Here is a 16,020-nt window from a genome sequence, read left to right on the forward strand (position 1 = left end):
GCTGGGTGCGCTGACCGCTGGGTTCGCTGACTGTCGGGTTCGCTGACCGGCGGGTTCGCTGACCGCTGGGTTCGCCGGCGCGGCTGCTCGGGTCGCGCCCGCCCGCTTGCACGCCCGGTCAGTGGGCGTCACGCCCCCCCGTGGCCGGCGTCGCGCTCAGCGGACCACCGCTGCCTCCCGCCAGAAGTCGAGCAGGCTCCGGTCGCCCGCCTGCTCGACGTCCGGGGCCTGCTCGGCGGGCAGCCGGTTCCACAGCATCAGGTAGAGCTCGCGGGCGGGGCCGGTGAGGGTCAGGTCGGCCGCGTCGGCGCTCTCGCCGGTGGTGACGGCCGGCGGCTCCTGGGTGATCGTCAGCAGCCAGGAGCCGGGGCCGTCGGTCGTGCGGATCCGGAGGGTGCGTGGCCGGTCGCTGCGCAGCTTGGTCCGGCTGCGGGTCATGAAGCCGCGCACCAGTTCGTCGATGCCGTCCAGGGCGAGCACGGTGTCCACGGCCGGGCCGGGCGCCCCGGCGGCCGCGTCGGCGTCGTGGCGGTGGACGGCGGTCTCGTGCGCCTGGCGCCGGGCCCAGAACGCCAGCGGGCTGGACGCGGGCAGGAAGGTCCAGCAATCGAGGTCGGCCGGGGCTTCGGTGAGCGCGTGCACCAGGGTGGCGTGCCCCTCGCGGTACCAGTCGAGCAGCGCCGCGTCCGACGGCATCGGCCCGACGGCGGCCTGCTCGCCCGCGTCGTCCAGCGGCGTCTGCAGCCCCCGGGACGGGAACGCGGTGGCCCAGCGGTGCACATGACCGACGTGCTGCAGCAGGTCGCGCAGTTGCCACTCCGGGCAGGTGGGGACCGGGGCGGACAGGTCCGTACGGGCGGCGGCCTCGGCGAGCCGGATGCCCTCGTGCCGCAGTGCGTCGATGTGCTCGATGATCTCCATGGCACGGAGTCTTCCATCGCGGATCGTCGACGGGCGCGGAATTCGGACATTTCTTCGAATGGTTGGGGGGTTGGGGTCGGGGCCTGCCGCCTGCGGCCCGCAGGTGCGGCGGGCTCCGGTGGGCTCCGGTGGTGGTGCAGCGGCGGTGCTCCGGCGGTGGTGCGGCCGGGGCGGGAGGGGCCGGTGTGATGTTGGCCGCCCGGCGGCCGGGCTTCCGCTACGGGCCGGTAACGTGAGCGCATGCCGATAACCCGTTCCCTCGTCTCCGCCGTCCGGGCAGGTGGCCGCCGTGTCGCCGGACGCCTCGTCCACCGGGGCTGGCGCTGGGTGCAGCGGACCGGGGCGGTCACCAACCAGAGCCCCGGACCGTACCGGTTCGGCGAGCTGGGGGACGGTACGACCCTCGCCTTCCCGCTGGGGGCGGTGTTCAACGAGCAGTGGATCACCATCGGACCGTTCTCGATCATCGGTGAGCGGGTCACCATCAGCGCCGGTTTCCTGCCCGGCCTCGACCTCGGGCCGGAGCCGATCGTGCGGATCGGCGGCGGCTGCGTGATCGGCCGGGACAGCCACATCGTCGGCCACCAGTCGATCGTGCTCGGCGATGACGTGTGGACCGGGCCCGGCGTCTACATCTCCGACCAGGCGCACGAGTACCGGGCCACCGACCTGCCGATCGGCAAGCAGTGGCCGCGCAACGAGCCGGTGGAGATCGGTGCGGGCAGCTGGATCGGCACCGGTGCGGTGATCCTGCCGGGGGCGCGGATCGGCCGCAACGTGGTGGTCGCGGCGGGCGCGGTGGTGCGCGGCGAGGTGCCCGACCACAGCGTGGTGGCGGGTGCACCGGCCAAGGTCGTCCGTCGCTGGACCGAGGAGGAGGGTTGGCAGCCGCCGCTGCGCCACGAGGCGCCGCAGCCGGTGCCGGAGGGCGTGACGGCGGAGCAACTGCGCGCCTTGGTCGGCTGGGACCTCAGGTTGCCGGGGCAGCAGGACTGACCATCGTTTTGTCGATCCTTCAGGTGGATTTTCCGTTCGTCCTGTGGTGCATCGGCTAGTGTGCCGTTCGTTCGATTTTGATCGACTTATGGAACGGGGGACCTCCATGCGCAATCGTCTCGTCGGCGGCCTTGCCACTGCCGCAATCGTGCTGGCGGCCGGGATAGCGACCGCGCCCGCCGCATCGGCGCAGGCCTCGCAGTACTGCGGCTACACCGGCGCCCAGCCCACCCTGCGGTACAACAGCACCGGTGACGCGGTGAAGCAGCTCCAGTGCGAGCTCAACCACGTCCCGTACTCGTCCGGGAGCACCCGGCTGAGCGAGGACGGGGTCTGGGGCAACGCGACCGACGCGGCCGTCTGGCGGTTCCAGCGGTGCGCAGGCATCGGGCAGGACGGCGTCGTCGGCCCGCAGACCTGGGACAAGCTGAACGGCTGGGTGCTGGCCCACACTTCTCTCGACTGCTGAGCTCGGGCTCTCCGAGGCCCCGGCCTCACTGATGACCGGGCCTCGCGGACTCTCCGGCCGGACCACCGGCCGGGGACTCCGCAGGCACCCGTGCTGTCGCCGTCCGGTGAACGGCGGCGGCGCGGGTGCGGGGCGATGTCCGGGGCTGGTGGGAACTAGCGCATGAGGGACGCCTGTTCGGCGGTCCGTGCGGCCATGGCGGCGGTGATACGCAGGACGTCGGCGGGGCGGGCCGGGTCCAGACCGGTCAGCACGGCGATCCGGCGCAGCCGGTAGTCGACGGTGTTCGGGTGCAGGTGCAGCGCGCTGGCGGTGTGCCGGCGGTTGAGGCCCCCGGCCAGGTGGGTGCGCAGGGTGGTGAGCAACTCCCCGCCATCGGCCAGGGGTTCGAGCAGCGCGGCGAGTCGGGCGCGGGCCCGGCTGGGCCGGGTGAGCTGGTACTCCAGCAGGACGTCGTCCAGCAGGTGCAGCCCCGGTGGGCGGCCGAACGCCCGGGCGATGTCGAGGACTTCGTACGCGAGGGCGGCCGCCTCGGGCACGTCGGCGGGTACGGCGGCGGCCGCCCCGGCGAGGATCGGAGCGCCGGCCGCCCGGGCCGCGGCGGTGAGGGCGGTGGCGAGCTGCGGCCAGGGCGCGCCGGCGTCGCCGTCGGGTGGCTCCAGCAGTTGCGCCGGGACCTTCGGTGCTCCGGGAACTCCTGCCGCTCCCTTCGCCGTTGCCTGCGGCCTCGGAGTCCACGAGGTCGGAGGCATGGGACTCGCCGGTGACTCCGGCGACGCCGGGGGTCTCGGTGTCGGGTCGAACGGAACGAGGACCAGTCCACCCGACGGCGTGAGCGCGGTGAGCGCCGACTGCCGGGTGCGGTGGTCGAGTTCGGCGACGAGCCGGCGGAGCTTGCGGCGGGCGGCGACGCCGGGGTCGACCTCGGGGGAGTGCTCGTCGGGGTGGTCCGCGACGGACAGGCAGAGCACGGCGTAGCGGGCGGGCAAGCGGAGCCCGGCCCGGGTGGCGGCCTCGTCGGCGGGGGTGCCCGCGAGCAGCGCGGTGAGCAGGGACTGCCGGGCCGTCCACCGCAGGTCGGCGGTCGGGCGGCGTCCGTCCAGGTAGCCCGCGCCGGCGGTGGTGGTGGCTTGGCGGAGCTGGTCGAGCAGCAGCCGGTTGAGGACCAGCAGCTCGGCGGCGTCGCCCTCCCGGGCGTGCCGGGTGACGAACTCCCAGCACACCTCCAGCCCGAGGTGGTGGGCGAGCAGGACGGCGTCCAGCGGCAGGCCCTCCTCGGCCCGCCGGGCGGCGGCTTCCCGGACGGCGGCGAACTCCTCGGCGGGGGCGGGAAGTCCGGTGCGCACAGTGTGGGCGAGGGCGCGGATCCGGCGCTCGGTGTCCCGGGTGAGTTCGCCGGTGATCTGTTCGCGGGGAAGGCGGCGGTAGACCGGCACGCGGTCCAGCAGGGCGTCGACCACGGAGCGCGCCAACTCGTGGACGCCGCAGAGGAGCCGTTGGTCGGCCGGGAGGCCGCCGATCACCGGGATGCGCCAACCCGGTTCCTGCGCCGAGGTGTTCGGTGGGGTGCAGTGGGGTGCGTTGTGACCGGTCACAGAGAACACCGTCCAGGTCTGGGGAACGCCCAAGGGCCGGGCCGGAGGGGCGACCGCATGATGGAGCCCTCGGGTTACCTGTTGGTAACAAACTTCCGCTGTGGAGGCAACAGTTGAGAACCCCACTTCTCCGCTTCTCCGCAAGTCCCTCGCGGCGTGGGCTCGGTGGCGCGTTCGGCGCGGCCCTGCTGGCGGGTGCGCTGCTGGTGGGCGCGACCGCCGTGCCCGCGAGCGCGGCTCCGGCGCTCGCCGCTCCGGCCGCCGCCGCCGCTACCGGTGACGCCGCCTCGTCGGCCGCTGCCGCCAGTCCCGGTGACGCCGCCTCGTCAGCCGCTGCCGCCGAACTGCCGCCCGACGGCGATACGGTGGCCTCGCCGCCCGGCGCCAACGACTGGACGTGCCGGCCGACCGCCGCCCACCCCAACCCGGTCGTCCTGGTGCACGGCACCTTCGCCAACCGCTACGAGAACTGGCTGGCGCTCTCCCCGCTGCTGAAGAGCCTCGGGTACTGCGTCTTCGCCCTCGACTACGGGACCATCCCCGGCATCACCTCGACCGGCAGCGGCCTGCTGCTGCCGATCGGCGGCCTCGGTGCGGTGCCCGACTCGGCGGCCCAACTCGCCCGCTTCGTGGACCTGGTGCGCAACGCGTCGGGCGCGGCCAAGGTCGACATCGTCGGCCACTCGCAGGGAGGCATGCTGCCGAACTACTACGTGAAGTTCCTCGGCGGCGCCTCGAAGGTCGACAAGCTGGTCGGGCTCGCGCCGTCCAATCACGGCACCACGCTCGACGGGATCGTCAACCTCGCGCCGTACTTCCCGGGCGTCGCGAACCTGATCTACACGGTCTGCCAGGCCTGCCGGGACCAAGCGGTCGGCTCCGACTTCAACAGGACGATGGCGTCCCGGCCGGACACCGTGCCGGGGGTGAGCTACACGGTGATCTCGACGGTGTACGACGAGGTCGTCACCCCGTGGCGGACCCAGTTCCTGAACGGTGCGAACGTCGACAACGTGGTGCTGCAGAACCACTGCCCGGTCTCGCTCGTGGAACACGTCGCGATCGCGTTCTCGCCGACGGCGCTGCACCTGGTGACCAACGCCCTGGACCCCGCGCACGCCACGCCGGTGCTCTGCGGCTGAGCCGGCTCGCTCGGTTGACCGGGTTGGCCCGGTTGCTCGGTTGACCGGGCTGCTCGGGCCGGCAGGCTGACCGGGCGACGGCGCTCCCGCCTCCGTGATCCGGGGGCGGGAGCGCCGTCCTTCGTCGGTACGTGCTGAGGCCGGCTGTCAGTGGGCCGGACGGAAGGCGACGACGGCGGTGACGCCGTCCGGGCGCAGCTCGTGCGTGCCCGGTGCGTCCAGCAGGACGGCGTCGTAGCGGGCGAGTTCGGCGCCGCTGACGACGGCCGTGCCGGCGAGGCAGACGAGGAGGACGGTTCCTCCGGCCGGGACCTCGACCGTGACGGGCGCGGTGGCCAGGTCCACGGCGGCCTCGACCCGCCCGCGACGTGTCATCACGTTGAAGTCCACCACCGGGCCGGACAGCAGGCGGCAGTCGGTGGCGGCATCGCCGGAGAACGGGAACGGCCGGTACGGGGTGTCCACCAGTTGCTCGACACCGTCGACGGTGAGCGCCATGCCGGCGCCCTCGACCAGGGTGATCACGCGGTCGATGCCGGGGAACGGGGAGAACGGTCCGGCCGAGGCGACGTCGGCCAGGCTGACCCGCCAGTCGAAGCGGTCCAGCCCCGCCCCGACCGGGAAGCCGGCGACCTCCCTGGTCACCCCGCCCCCGTTGAGCCACGCCGTTGCCGGGCGCTCGCCGGCCCGCAGTACCTGGAAGCGTTCGCTGGTCGTCATGGCCCCGCATCCTGCCACTGCTCGGGCGGTTCCGTCAGCTGGGGGAGGGCCGAGCGGGCGAGGGGCCTCGGAGGCGAACAGGTGACGGAGAACGGATGACAGCCGACAGCCGACAGCAGACAGCTGACAGCTGACAGATGTTGAAATCTGTCAGCTGTTCTTTGTCATCTGTCGTCGCCCGTCGCCCGTCGCCCGCCGGCTACCGGAACCGCCGTCCGACCGAGAGCGGCAGCAGCGCCGCGGCCGTCGCAGCGACCGCGACCGTGGTGAGGGCCAGTGGTAGTCCGGCCGCGTCGGCCAGGAAGCCGATCACCACCGGGCCGATCAGCATCCCGCCGTAACCGAGCGACGAGGCGAGTGCGACGCCCTGTGGACCGCCCGCCTCGCCGGCCCGGGCGATGGCGAGCGGGAAGAGGTTGGCGAGGCCGAGCCCGACCAGGACGAACCCGCAGATCGCCACCGGCGCCACCGGGGCGAGGGCCGCGACCAGCATCCCCGCCGCGGCCGTCAGCCCACCGAGCAGCATCAGCCGGGTCTGGCCGAGCCTGATCGACAGCCAGGTCCCGCCGACCCGCCCGCTCGCCATCGCGAACGCGTACGCGCCGTAGCCGGTCGCCGCCACTGCGGAGCTCGCGTGGACGTCGTCGGTGAGGTGCAGGGTGGTCCAGTCGGCGATCGCGCCCTCGCCGTACGCGGTGCACAGCGCGGTGACGCCGAGCAGCAGCACCAACAGTCGGGTGGCCTTACGGCCCGCGCCCGCGCCGCCTTCGCCGCCCGCGCCGGCCGTCGGACCGCCGTCCGCCCGTCCGGCCGCACGGCGGGGTGCCGGGGTGGGCGCGACCGGCGCCGCCGCCGGGCTGCGCATCAGCACGACGCCCGCACCGACCGTGACGGCCATGCCGAGCAGTCCGCTGAGCGCGAGTGCCCACGCGGTGCTCAGTGGCCCGGCGAGCAGTCCGCTGACGCCCGTACCGAGCAGTCCGCCGAAGCTGTACCCGGCGTGGAAGCTGGGCATGACCGGCCGCCGCAGCTGCGCCACCAGGTCGACGGCGGCGCTGTTCATCGCGACGTTGGCCCCGCCGTACCCGGCGCCGAACAGCAGGAGCGCGGCACCGAGCGCGGCCACCGAGTGGGCGTGCGCGGGCAGCAGGACGGCGAGGCTGAGCAGGGCGAGCGATCCGACGGTCACCGGCCGCGAGCCGTACCGCAGGCAGAGTCGGCCGACCATCGGCATGGTGAGGACGGCCCCGACCGACAGGCACAGCAGGGCGAGTCCGAGGGCGCTGTGCGAGGCGCTGACCTGCCTGCGGACATCCGGGATGCGCACGACCCAGGCGGCGAAGAGGAAGCCGTCGACGGCGAAGAACGCGGTGAGCGCGATGCGGGCGGGGCTCCAGGGGCTGTCGGCCACCGGGGGTGTGCTGCGAGACTGGGAGGGCAGGTGGTCCGGTGCGGGACGGGCGTGGATTTTGTTTCGAAGCGACACAAAGTCACAATAGGGGCGTGCAGCTCTCACCTTCAAGTCCGAAGCCGTCGAGCCCGAGGCCGTCGAGCCCGAAGTCGTCGAGCCCGAGGCCCGGCGCGGGGAACGACTCCGACGCGCAGCGCGACGGCCACCGCCGCGCGGCCCCCGACCGCGGTCGGACGCTGCTCGGCCCCGCCCTCTCGCTGATCCACACCGGCCAGACGCCGACCCGCTCGGCACTGACCCGCGCGCTGGACGTCACCCGGGCGACGGCCGGTGCCGTCACCGCCGAGCTGGAGGCACTCGGCCTGATCACCGTCGATTCGCGCCCGGCCGGCGGCGGCCGCGGTCGGCCCTCGCACCGGCTCGCGATCGACCCGCAGGGCCCGGTCGTGATCGCCGGGCAGATCCACGCCGACGGCCTGAGCGTCACCCTGGCCGGCCTCGGCGGCCTGCTCGACGCGCCCGTCCACCTGCCGCTGCCCGCCGCCACCGACCCGGTCCGGATGCTGCGCGCCGTCGCCGAGGCGGGTGCCGAACTCGCCCGCGCGACCGACCGCCGCTGCCTGGGTGCCGCGCTGGCGCTGCCCAACCCGGTCACCGAGCCGGACGGCACCGCGCTCGCCGCGCTGCACTTCGCCTGGCCCAGCGGCACCCCGGTCGCCGACCTGTACGACGTCGAGGTCGGCCGCGCCGACCACGGCCCGAACGCGCTGCGCCCGCTGCCCACCGCGATCGCCAACGACGCCAACCTCGCCGCGCTCGCCGAGTACCGGCACGGCGCCGGCCGCGGCGCCCGCCACCTGCTGTTCGTCACCTCCGGCCACCGCGGCGTCGGCGGGGCGCTGGTGATCGACGGCCACCTGCACACCGGCAGCGCCGGGCTCGCGCTGGAGGTCGGCCACCTCACCGTCGACCCGCAGGGCCGGCCCTGCATGTGCGGCAACCGCGGCTGCCTCAACGCGGAGACCGACCCCGACGCGCTGTTCGCCGCCGCCGGCCTCAGCCCGGAGCCGGGGCGCCCGCTGCTCGACCAGGCGCGCGAGCTGTGCCGGGCGGCCGCCACCGACGACCGGGCGCGCGCGGCGGTCGAGCACGTCATCGACCGGCTCGGGCTCGGGCTGGCAGGTGTCGCCAACATCCTCAACCCCGACCGGGTGGTCCTCAGCGGCCTGCACCTCGACCTGCTGGAGGCCGCGCCCGAGCGGCTGCGCGCGGTGGTCGCCGAGCGCAGCCTGTGGGGGCGCAGCGGACGGGTGCCCATCGTCGGCGCGGAGCTGACGCACGGCGCACTCGCCGGCGCGGCCGAGCTGGGCTGGGGGCCGTACCTGGCGGATCCGCAGTCGGTGCCCGTCCGCGTCGGCTGAGCCCTCGGGTCCGACGGGTCGTCGAGGCGGTGTGGTGAGGCAATAAGCGGAAGCTGGATCCTCGGAAACGGTCACTTATCGTGACACTCATACACTCGTAGTGAGCAGTGGGGGGCCATCGCGAGGGAGAAGTGACCATGAGCACCCAGTCCGGCATCGAGCCGACCGTCGACGTCGATCGCTCCGACCAGGACTACCGTGCCTGGCTCAAGGAGGCGGTGCGCAAGGTCCAGGCCGACGCCAACCGCTCGGCCGACACCCACCTGCTGCGCTTCCCGCTCCCGGACGAGTGGGGGATCGACCTCTACCTCAAGGACGAGTCCACCCACCCGACCGGCTCGCTCAAGCACCGGCTGGCCCGCTCCCTCTTCCTCTACGGGCTCTGCAACGGCTGGATCCGCCCCGGCAAGCCGGTGATCGAGGCCTCCAGCGGCTCCACCGCCGTGTCCGAGGCGTATTTCGCCCAGCTCATCGGTGTGCCGTTCATCGCCGTGATGGCCAAGAGCACCAGCCAGGCCAAGATCGACCTGATCCAGTTCCACGGCGGCGAGTGCCACCTGGTCGAGCGCTCGGACGAGGTGTACGAGGCGTCCGCCCGGCTCGCCGAGGAGACCGGTGGGCACTACATGGACCAGTTCACCTACGCGGAGCGGGCCACCGACTGGCGCGGCAACAACAACATCGCCGAGTCGGTCTTCGCCCAGCTGCGTCTGGAGCCGCACCCCGAGCCCGCCTGGATCGTCGCCACCGCCGGCACCGGCGGCACCTCGGCGACCATCGCCCGCTTCGTGCACTACATGCAGTACGACACCCGGATCTGCGTCGCGGACCCGGAGAACTCCTGCTTCTTCGACGGCTGGGTGCGCCACGACCCGGACGCCGTCTGCGAGAGCGGTTCGCGGATCGAGGGCATCGGGCGGCCCCGGATGGAGCCGAGCTTCGTCCCGGGGGCGATCGACCGGATGATGAAGGTGCCGGACGCCGCGTCGATCGCCGCGGTGCGGGTGTTGGAGCGGGTCCTCGGGAAGAAGGCGGGTGCCTCGACCGGGACGGGACTGTGGAGTGCGCTGCGGATCGTCTCCGAGATGCGCGAGGCCGGGCGGACCGGCAGCGTGGTCGGCCTGATCTGCGACCCGGGGGACCGCTACCTGGACAAGTACTACTCGGACGACTGGCTGGCCGGTGAGCGGATCGACATCGCGCCCTACCAGGAGGCGCTGGAGTCCTTCCTTGCCGGCGGCCCCTGGACGGGCTGACACCGCAGCCGGTCCGACGGTCGGGGCGGATCGCTCGCAGGCGGACGCAGAATGACAGCTGTCAGCTGTCAGCTGTCATCCGTCATCTGTTTGCTGTCATCTGTTCGCGGCCGTCCGCAACCCGCCCGCTGCGCCCGTCGGAAGCATGCCCATGACCGCCTCAACGACCGTGTACAGCCGGCGAGTTCCCGTACGGATGCGCTACAGCAACAGTCACAGCAACAGCTACGGCAGCGGTGCTCCCGGCAGGTCGGCCGGCACGAGCAGCTGGAGCTCCTCCGTGGACGGGTCGGCCAGGTGGGCGACCCGTACCGCGTGCCGCTCGACCATGGTCTCGAAGATCTGCCGAGCAGTGCGCCCGTTGCCGAAGTTGGGGCCGCGCTCCAGCTGCCCGAAGTGCTCCAGCAGGGCCTTCTCCGCTTCGTCGGAGAGCGCGTACTCGTGCTCCGCGCACTGGGCGCGGGCGATCTCCAGCAGCTCGTCCGCGGTGTAGTCGGGGAAGCTGATGGTGCGTGAGAAGCGCGACGAGACACCGGGGTTGGCGGAGAGGAAGCGCTCCATCTCGGCGGTGTAGCCCGCCACGATGACGACGACCTCGTCCCGGTGGTCCTCCATCAGCTTGACCAGGGTGTCGATCGCCTCGCGCCCGAAGTCCCGCGCGCCGTCCTCGGGGGCCAGGGCGTAGGCCTCGTCGATGAAGAGCACGCCGCCGCGCGCCCGGTCGAAGGCGGCCGCGGTGCGGATCGCGGTGGAGCCGATGTGTTCGCCGACCAGGTCGACCCGGGCCACCTCGACCAGGTGTCCGCGCTGGAGCACCCCGAGCGAGGCGAGGATCTCGCCGTAGAGGCGGGCGACGGTGGTCTTGCCGGTGCCGGGGGCGCCGGTGAAGACCAGGTGCCGGCGCAGGGACGGGGCTTTGAGTCCGGCCTGGCGGCGGCGTCGCCCGACCGAGATCAGGTCGATCAGGGTGCGCACCTCCTGCTTCACCGTGGCCAGCCCGACCAGCGAGTCCAGTTCGGCGAGCGCCTCGTCGGCCGGTCGGCAGTCCGGGATCGGGGCAATGCCCGACGACGAGGCTGATGCCGGGATCAACGCGGGGGTCAACGCCGAGGCTGCTGCGGCCAGTTGGGAGGTTCGGGGCGAGGGCACGTCGGTGCTCCCGAACGACGACCCGAGCCCGCCGCCCAGCCCGGGGCCGGAACCGCGCCCGGACCCCAGTCCGGGACCGCCGCCCAGCCCCGGCCCGCCACCCGGTCCCGGCCCGGACGTGCGCCCGCTGCCCAGTCCCGGTGCCGCCGCGACGTCGTCCGAGGTGCATCCCTCCGTGACCGGCCCCGGCTCGGAGAACTCGAACCCGGCCCGCTCGTTCTGCTCCGCCCGGCACCGGGTGAGCTGCGTCCGACAGCCGTCGATGATGTGGAAGCCGAAGCCCTTGCCGTGCGAGACCCGGCAGTCCTCGAAGGTGCCGCGCCCCTGCGCCGAGACGTACACCCCGGCGTCCGTGCTGGCCCGCACGCTGCAGTCGCGCAGCACCGGGTCGGCGCCCTTGGTGACGATCACGCCGGTGGCCACGTCGGAGATCTCGCAGCCGGTGAGCAGGCCGCCGCTGCCGTGGTCGCGGAACCAGAGGCCGGTGCCCGCCTCCTGCACCCGGCAGCCGGCCAGCGAGACGGTGGCCCCGCCGCTGACCGAGACCGCCGAGCTGCGGATCCGACTGAAGGAGCAGCCTTCGGCGGTCGCGGCGGAGTCGCGGTCCAGGACGAACAGGGCGTCCGGCAGGTCGTGCAGCGAGCAGTCGGTGAGGGTGAGCCGGGCGCCGTCGCTGACCCACAGCGCCGGGTACTCGCCGTTGGAGCCGTGGATCTGGCAGGCCTCGGCGACGGCCTCGGTGCCCTGATCCCAGACCGACAGCGCACCACGGCCGAAGTCCCGGACGGTGCTGTGCGCGAGGCTGAGCCGGGAGCGTCCGCGCAGGTCGGCGCCGTTCTCCGGCAGGTCGTGCACCCGGCATCCGGTCAGGACCAGCTCGGCCTCGCCGTCCAGGGTCAGCCCGTTGCCGGTGACCCGGTGGATCTCGCAGTCGACCAGCCGCCCGCCCGCCTGCGCCTCCGCTTGCACGCCGCTGCCACGGATCTCGTAGATCTCACAGCCGGTCAGCTCGGCCGCGCTGCCCGGGTCGGAGAGCAGCACGCCGGCGCCGGAGGCGTGGTGGACGCGGCAGCGGTCCAGGGCGGCGGTCGCGCCGCCGAGGACGGCGAGTCCGGCCTGGCCGGCGGCGGCGACCTCGCAGTCCTCGAACGCGGCGGCGGTGCCCTCGCCGCGCAGCCGCAGCCCGAGTCCGCCCGGGTTGGCGACGACGCAGCCGCGCAGGGTGGGCCGGGCGCCGTCGGTGATCTCGATGCCGCTGGCCGAACGGGTCTCGATCCGGCAGCCGCTGAACGCCGGTGTCGCCTGTGCGCCGGTGACCAGGACGGCGGGGGCGGAGCTGTCGCCGCCCTCCACGACCAGGTCGCGGACGTTCGCGGCGGCGGTGACGGTCAGTGCGACCCCGGAGCGCGGCTCGATCCGTACGGTGCCCGGGCCGTGGGCCGGAACGATCGTCACCGGCTTGTCCAGCAGCACGTTCTCCCGGAAGGTGCCGGGCCGGACGGTCACGGTGTCGCCGGCCTCGGCGGCGGCCAGGGCCTCCGCGAGCGTGTCGTACTCGCCGGCGCGGCGGCGCCAGCGGGATGCGCTGTCCTGGGTGACCCGGACCCTGTGCTCAGCCATGACGGTCTGTCGTCCCCACCTTCGTCGTGCCGGCGTGCAACGGGCCGAACGCGCGGGGGTGCGCGGGCCGTCCGCCCCACCGTAGCGCGCTCGCATGGGTGCTCCGGCCGACCGTTCTCGCGCGGACACCGGTAGAGCCCACCGCCGCCACAGGTTCCGACCACTTGTTTCAACGAGCGCGCACAGCGGTGGTTCCGTGCGGCGGCGGTTCGGCCAATCGGCACGCGCACGCAGCGACGATCCGGTGCTGCAGCGGCCGCCCGCGGCAGCTCCACGCGGACTCCCGTCCACGAGACCACGGCGACCACGGCGACCCGGGCACCGAGACGGCCGGGGCAGCCGAGGCGACCCGGGCACCGAGACGACCCGGCCGGCCGGGACGGTCAGGACCGCCCGGCCGGCCCCGGGGCGCGGCCCGTGCTCAGCGCTCGTCGGCCGGCCAGTGCGCGCCGTCCTCCAGCACCTCGACCTCGTCGCCCACGCGCAGCGTGCCGAGCACGTCGCCCTCGACGCCGACGGGGCGCTCGGGGATCAGGTTCTGCCCGAAGGCGGCCTTGCGCAGCAGGCGGTGGTGCCGGGCCAGCGTGCGCAGCGGCTCCTTGCCGCGCCGCTCGCCGGTCTCCTGGTCGGTGGTGGTGATGACGCAGCGGCCGCAGGGCTTGACCACCTTGAAGGTGAGCCCGCCGATCCGGATCCGGCGCCAGCCGTCCTCGGCCCAGGGCGCGGAGCCGGCGACGACCACGTTGGGGCGGAAGCGCTCCATCGGCAGGGGCGCGTCCTCCTCGGGGTGCTCGGCGGCGATCAGCTCGTTGAGCCGATCCAGCGAGGCGGTGGTCGTGAGCAGCAGCGGGAAGCCGTCGGCCATCGAGACGGTGTCGCCGGGCTCGCCGTACTCGGGGTCGACGGGGCGGGCGCGCGGGTCGTCCAGGTGCACCAGGCGGTAGTCGCCGAGGTGTTCGGCGATCCACTGGTGCGCTTCCTTGGCGGCCTCGGCGGCGCGGAAGCGGGTGCCCCAGACCTCGACCTCGGCGAGCGGGTCACCGGCGGCGACGCGGGGGGCGTGGATCTCGATCCGGGAGCCGTCGGGGGCGGTCAGGGTGAGCGAGCCGTCGGGCAGGAGGGCGGGTCGGATCTGTCCGAGGGCGGCGTCCTCACGCTGGCTGACGAAGCGTCCGGTCGGGTCGGCGAGCATCCAGCGGCGGTCTCCGGCCAGGCCCCAGGGATGGACCACGGCGGTGTCCGGGCTCAGGCGGTACATGGACTTGACGGGGTAGACGTGGAGTCCGGTGAGCTGCATTCCCCCATCCTGCCAGCCGCCTTCGTGCTGGTCACAGGCCCCCCGTACGCGCACGGACCGCCCGGACGCCGTGGGGGGCGTTCCGGGCGGTCCGTGGATGACCCGTTTCTCCGTTCGCCCGGCGTTCAGGGGGCGCCGGGTGGTGCTCAGGTGGTGCGGGTGCGGGCCGCGTGGGGGACGGCCCAGGGGGTGTCAGCGGTTCAGTAGCCCTGGCCCTGCGACTGGTAGCCGCCGTTGCCCTGGAACTGGCCGGGGTCGCCGTACGGGCCCGGGCGCTGCGGCTGCATCGGGCGGACCGGCGCAACGGGTGCCATGGCCGGGCGCAGCTGGGCGCCGCCGAAGGACTGGTCGCCGCCCTGGCCCGGGAACCCGGGGCCGCCGGCGGTCGGGCCGCCGAAGGACTGCTGGCCGCCGAAGCCCTGCGGGCCACCGGGCTGGCTCTGGCCGAACCCGCCCTGGCCGCCGCCCTGCTGGGCGCCGAAGGACTGCTGGCCGGCCTGGCCACCGATGAAGGTGTTCTGGCCGCCGAAGCTCTGGCCGCCGGTCGGCTGGTAGCCGCCGCTGGCGGTCTGGGTGAAGGCCGGGGTCGCGGGCTGCGGTCGCTGGTACGGCTGGGGGGCGCCGTAGCCGGGGACCGGCGGCTGCGGGGAGGCGTACGCCGGCGCGGGCTGCGCGGGGATGTACGCCGTGGAGGGGCCGGCGGAGGGGCCGCTGCTCGGGCCGGGGCCCAGGGCGAGGCGGGCGGGCGGCAGCGCGGGGAGGTTGCTGCCGGCGCTCTCGTACCCGTTGCCGTACCGGTTCTCGTAGGACTGGCCGAGGCCGGATCCGTAACCGGACGACAGTGCCGGCGGCAGGGCGGCCGGCACGTTGATGGGTGCGATCTGGGGGACGCCGCGCTCAGCCACGAGGCTGTCGTAAATCGGCGTGCCGGAGGAGAAGGACGGAGAGGGGTAGCCGACTCCGTCGTAGGAGCGGGGCGAGGTCATGGGGCATACGGTAAGCCCACAATGCGCCTGCTGAGGAGAGCGGGAGGGGGAGCAGTTCGAGTGTTTACACAGTCTTCGCTCGCACAAAGGTTTCGAAAGTGGGAAGAACGGACAAACCGGAGTCCAGATCCGGACAACCTTGGCACCCCGTCAGTGATCGAACAGCGCCCGGACGGTGCCGCCGGACGGCCTTGCGGTGACCGGCCGGTAGACGGTCGGGGACCTCGCGGAGAAACCTTTGCGGACGGGGCGTGCGCTGGCGCATTCGAGCCCCCGCCGAGGGGGCGACGGGGGCTCGTGAATGTTTCGGGGATAAAGGCCCCGTGAGCACGCTGATCACCTGGTCCGGGCCGGTCGACCGGTGGCGGGTCGGTGGTCGCGGGCGGATCCGGCGGACGCGCTCCGGTCCGGTCGTCGCGGGTGGGTCCGGGGGCGCGGGTCAGTGCGACTGCAGCGCCTGGGTCTGCGCGGGCAGACCGGGCTTGCCGACCTCCGACGTGCAGAACGAGCAGCGGCTCGCCGCGGCCGGGATCGAGCTCAGGCACTCCGGGCAGTCCACCTTCGCGGCCGGCGCGGGCTTGGCCGATTCGAAGCGCGCCTGCAGCCTGCCGACCGGCACCACCACGGCGAAGTAGATGACGGCGGCGGTCAGCACGAAGCCGATCACGGCGTTGACGAAGAGGCCGTACGGGAACCGGGTGCCGGCCACCTCGAAGGTCTTCTGCGTGAAGTCGCCGACGGCACCGGACGCGACCCCGACCAGCGGGGTGAGGAAGGCGCTGACGAACCCGGTGACGACGGCAGTGAAGGCCGCGCCGATCACGATGCCGACCGCGAGGTCCACCACGTTTCCGCGCAGCAGGAAGCTGCGGAATCCCTTGAACACCGGGCGACTCCAAATCCGTACGGGGAAGGGGCAGATGGGGCAGCACGGCGGCGCCCCGGCCGGACATCCTGCCGAGCGGTCCGGGCCGAGGTCCAACTGCGTTCACCCGATCCGCCTAACGGGCCCCGGGGCCGCTCGGGAGTCGGCGGCG

13 protein-coding genes are annotated in these 16,020 nt (G+C 73.7%); 5 read left to right on the forward strand and 8 right to left on the reverse strand.

Annotated elements, in window-relative coordinates; all coding sequences use genetic code 11:
- Nucleotides 1-156: 156 nt before the first annotated feature.
- A complete protein-coding gene (locus ABT048_RS37910) occupies nt 157-921 on the reverse strand; it encodes a maleylpyruvate isomerase family mycothiol-dependent enzyme (protein WP_350526179.1) in 765 nt (254 codons plus the stop codon).
- 240 nt (nt 922-1,161) lie between these two features.
- Between ABT048_RS37910 and ABT048_RS37915 the strand changes: the two genes are divergently transcribed.
- Both ABT048_RS37915 and ABT048_RS37920 read left to right on the forward strand, forming a co-directional pair.
- Nucleotides 1,162-1,917: an acyltransferase gene (locus ABT048_RS37915; RefSeq protein WP_350526180.1), complete on the forward strand. Its 756-nt coding sequence runs from the start codon at nt 1,162-1,164 to the stop codon at nt 1,915-1,917.
- 106 nt (nt 1,918-2,023) lie between these two features.
- Nucleotides 2,024-2,386 (forward strand): peptidoglycan-binding domain-containing protein, encoded by a 363-nt coding sequence (locus ABT048_RS37920; RefSeq protein ID WP_350526181.1) that lies wholly within the window; start codon nt 2,024-2,026, stop codon nt 2,384-2,386.
- A 155-nt stretch (nt 2,387-2,541) separates the two neighbouring features.
- Here the strand turns inward: ABT048_RS37920 and ABT048_RS37925 are convergent, their stop codons facing one another.
- Entirely contained in the window at nt 2,542-3,981 is a 1,440-nt protein-coding gene (locus tag ABT048_RS37925) for a PucR family transcriptional regulator (RefSeq protein WP_350526182.1), read from the reverse strand.
- Nucleotides 3,982-4,094: 113 nt separating this feature from the next.
- On the opposite strand from ABT048_RS37925, the gene ABT048_RS37930 reads away from it, so the two are divergent.
- Nucleotides 4,095-5,123: an esterase/lipase family protein gene (locus tag ABT048_RS37930; RefSeq protein WP_350526183.1), complete on the forward strand. Its 1,029-nt coding sequence runs from the start codon at nt 4,095-4,097 to the stop codon at nt 5,121-5,123.
- A 147-nt stretch (nt 5,124-5,270) separates the two neighbouring features.
- Here the strand turns inward: ABT048_RS37930 and ABT048_RS37935 are convergent, their stop codons facing one another.
- Nucleotides 5,271-5,843, reverse strand: coding sequence for a HutD/Ves family protein (locus ABT048_RS37935; protein WP_350526184.1), 573 nt, complete (start codon nt 5,841-5,843; stop codon nt 5,271-5,273).
- A gap of 199 nt (nt 5,844-6,042) precedes the next feature.
- Complete coding sequence (locus tag ABT048_RS37940) at nt 6,043-7,254, reverse strand: MFS transporter (protein WP_350526185.1); 1,212 nt, start codon at nt 7,252-7,254, stop codon at nt 6,043-6,045.
- A 236-nt stretch (nt 7,255-7,490) separates the two neighbouring features.
- Between ABT048_RS37940 and ABT048_RS37945 the strand changes: the two genes are divergently transcribed.
- Together ABT048_RS37945 and ABT048_RS37950 are read left to right on the forward strand one after the other, a co-directional pair.
- Nucleotides 7,491-8,675, forward strand: a complete 1,185-nt coding sequence (locus ABT048_RS37945; RefSeq protein WP_350526201.1) for an ROK family protein — start codon at nt 7,491-7,493, stop codon at nt 8,673-8,675.
- Nucleotides 8,676-8,812: 137 nt separating this feature from the next.
- The gene (locus ABT048_RS37950; RefSeq protein WP_350526186.1) at nt 8,813-9,931 is read left to right on the forward strand and encodes a PLP-dependent cysteine synthase family protein; all 1,119 of its coding nucleotides are present in this window, start codon (nt 8,813-8,815) and stop codon (nt 9,929-9,931) included.
- Nucleotides 9,932-10,156: 225 nt separating this feature from the next.
- Here ABT048_RS37950 and ABT048_RS37955 read toward each other — a convergent pair whose 3' ends face one another.
- The 4 genes from ABT048_RS37955 to mscL form a co-directional block, all read right to left on the reverse strand.
- Complete coding sequence (locus ABT048_RS37955) at nt 10,157-12,700, reverse strand: right-handed parallel beta-helix repeat-containing protein (RefSeq protein ID WP_350526187.1); 2,544 nt, start codon at nt 12,698-12,700, stop codon at nt 10,157-10,159.
- Between the two features lie 421 nt (nt 12,701-13,121).
- Entirely contained in the window at nt 13,122-13,997 is an 876-nt protein-coding gene (locus tag ABT048_RS37960; protein ID WP_350526188.1) for an MOSC domain-containing protein, read from the reverse strand.
- Between the two features lie 200 nt (nt 13,998-14,197).
- Nucleotides 14,198-14,983 (reverse strand): DUF6643 family protein, encoded by a 786-nt coding sequence (locus ABT048_RS37965; RefSeq protein ID WP_350526189.1) that lies wholly within the window; start codon nt 14,981-14,983, stop codon nt 14,198-14,200.
- Between the two features lie 439 nt (nt 14,984-15,422).
- The gene (gene mscL / locus ABT048_RS37970; RefSeq protein WP_350526190.1) at nt 15,423-15,869 is read right to left on the reverse strand and encodes a large conductance mechanosensitive channel protein MscL; all 447 of its coding nucleotides are present in this window, start codon (nt 15,867-15,869) and stop codon (nt 15,423-15,425) included.
- Nucleotides 15,870-16,020 lie beyond the last annotated feature (151 nt).

This window comes from Kitasatospora sp. NPDC096140, from assembly GCF_040303045.1.
Lineage (GTDB): Bacteria > Actinomycetota > Actinomycetes > Streptomycetales > Streptomycetaceae > Kitasatospora.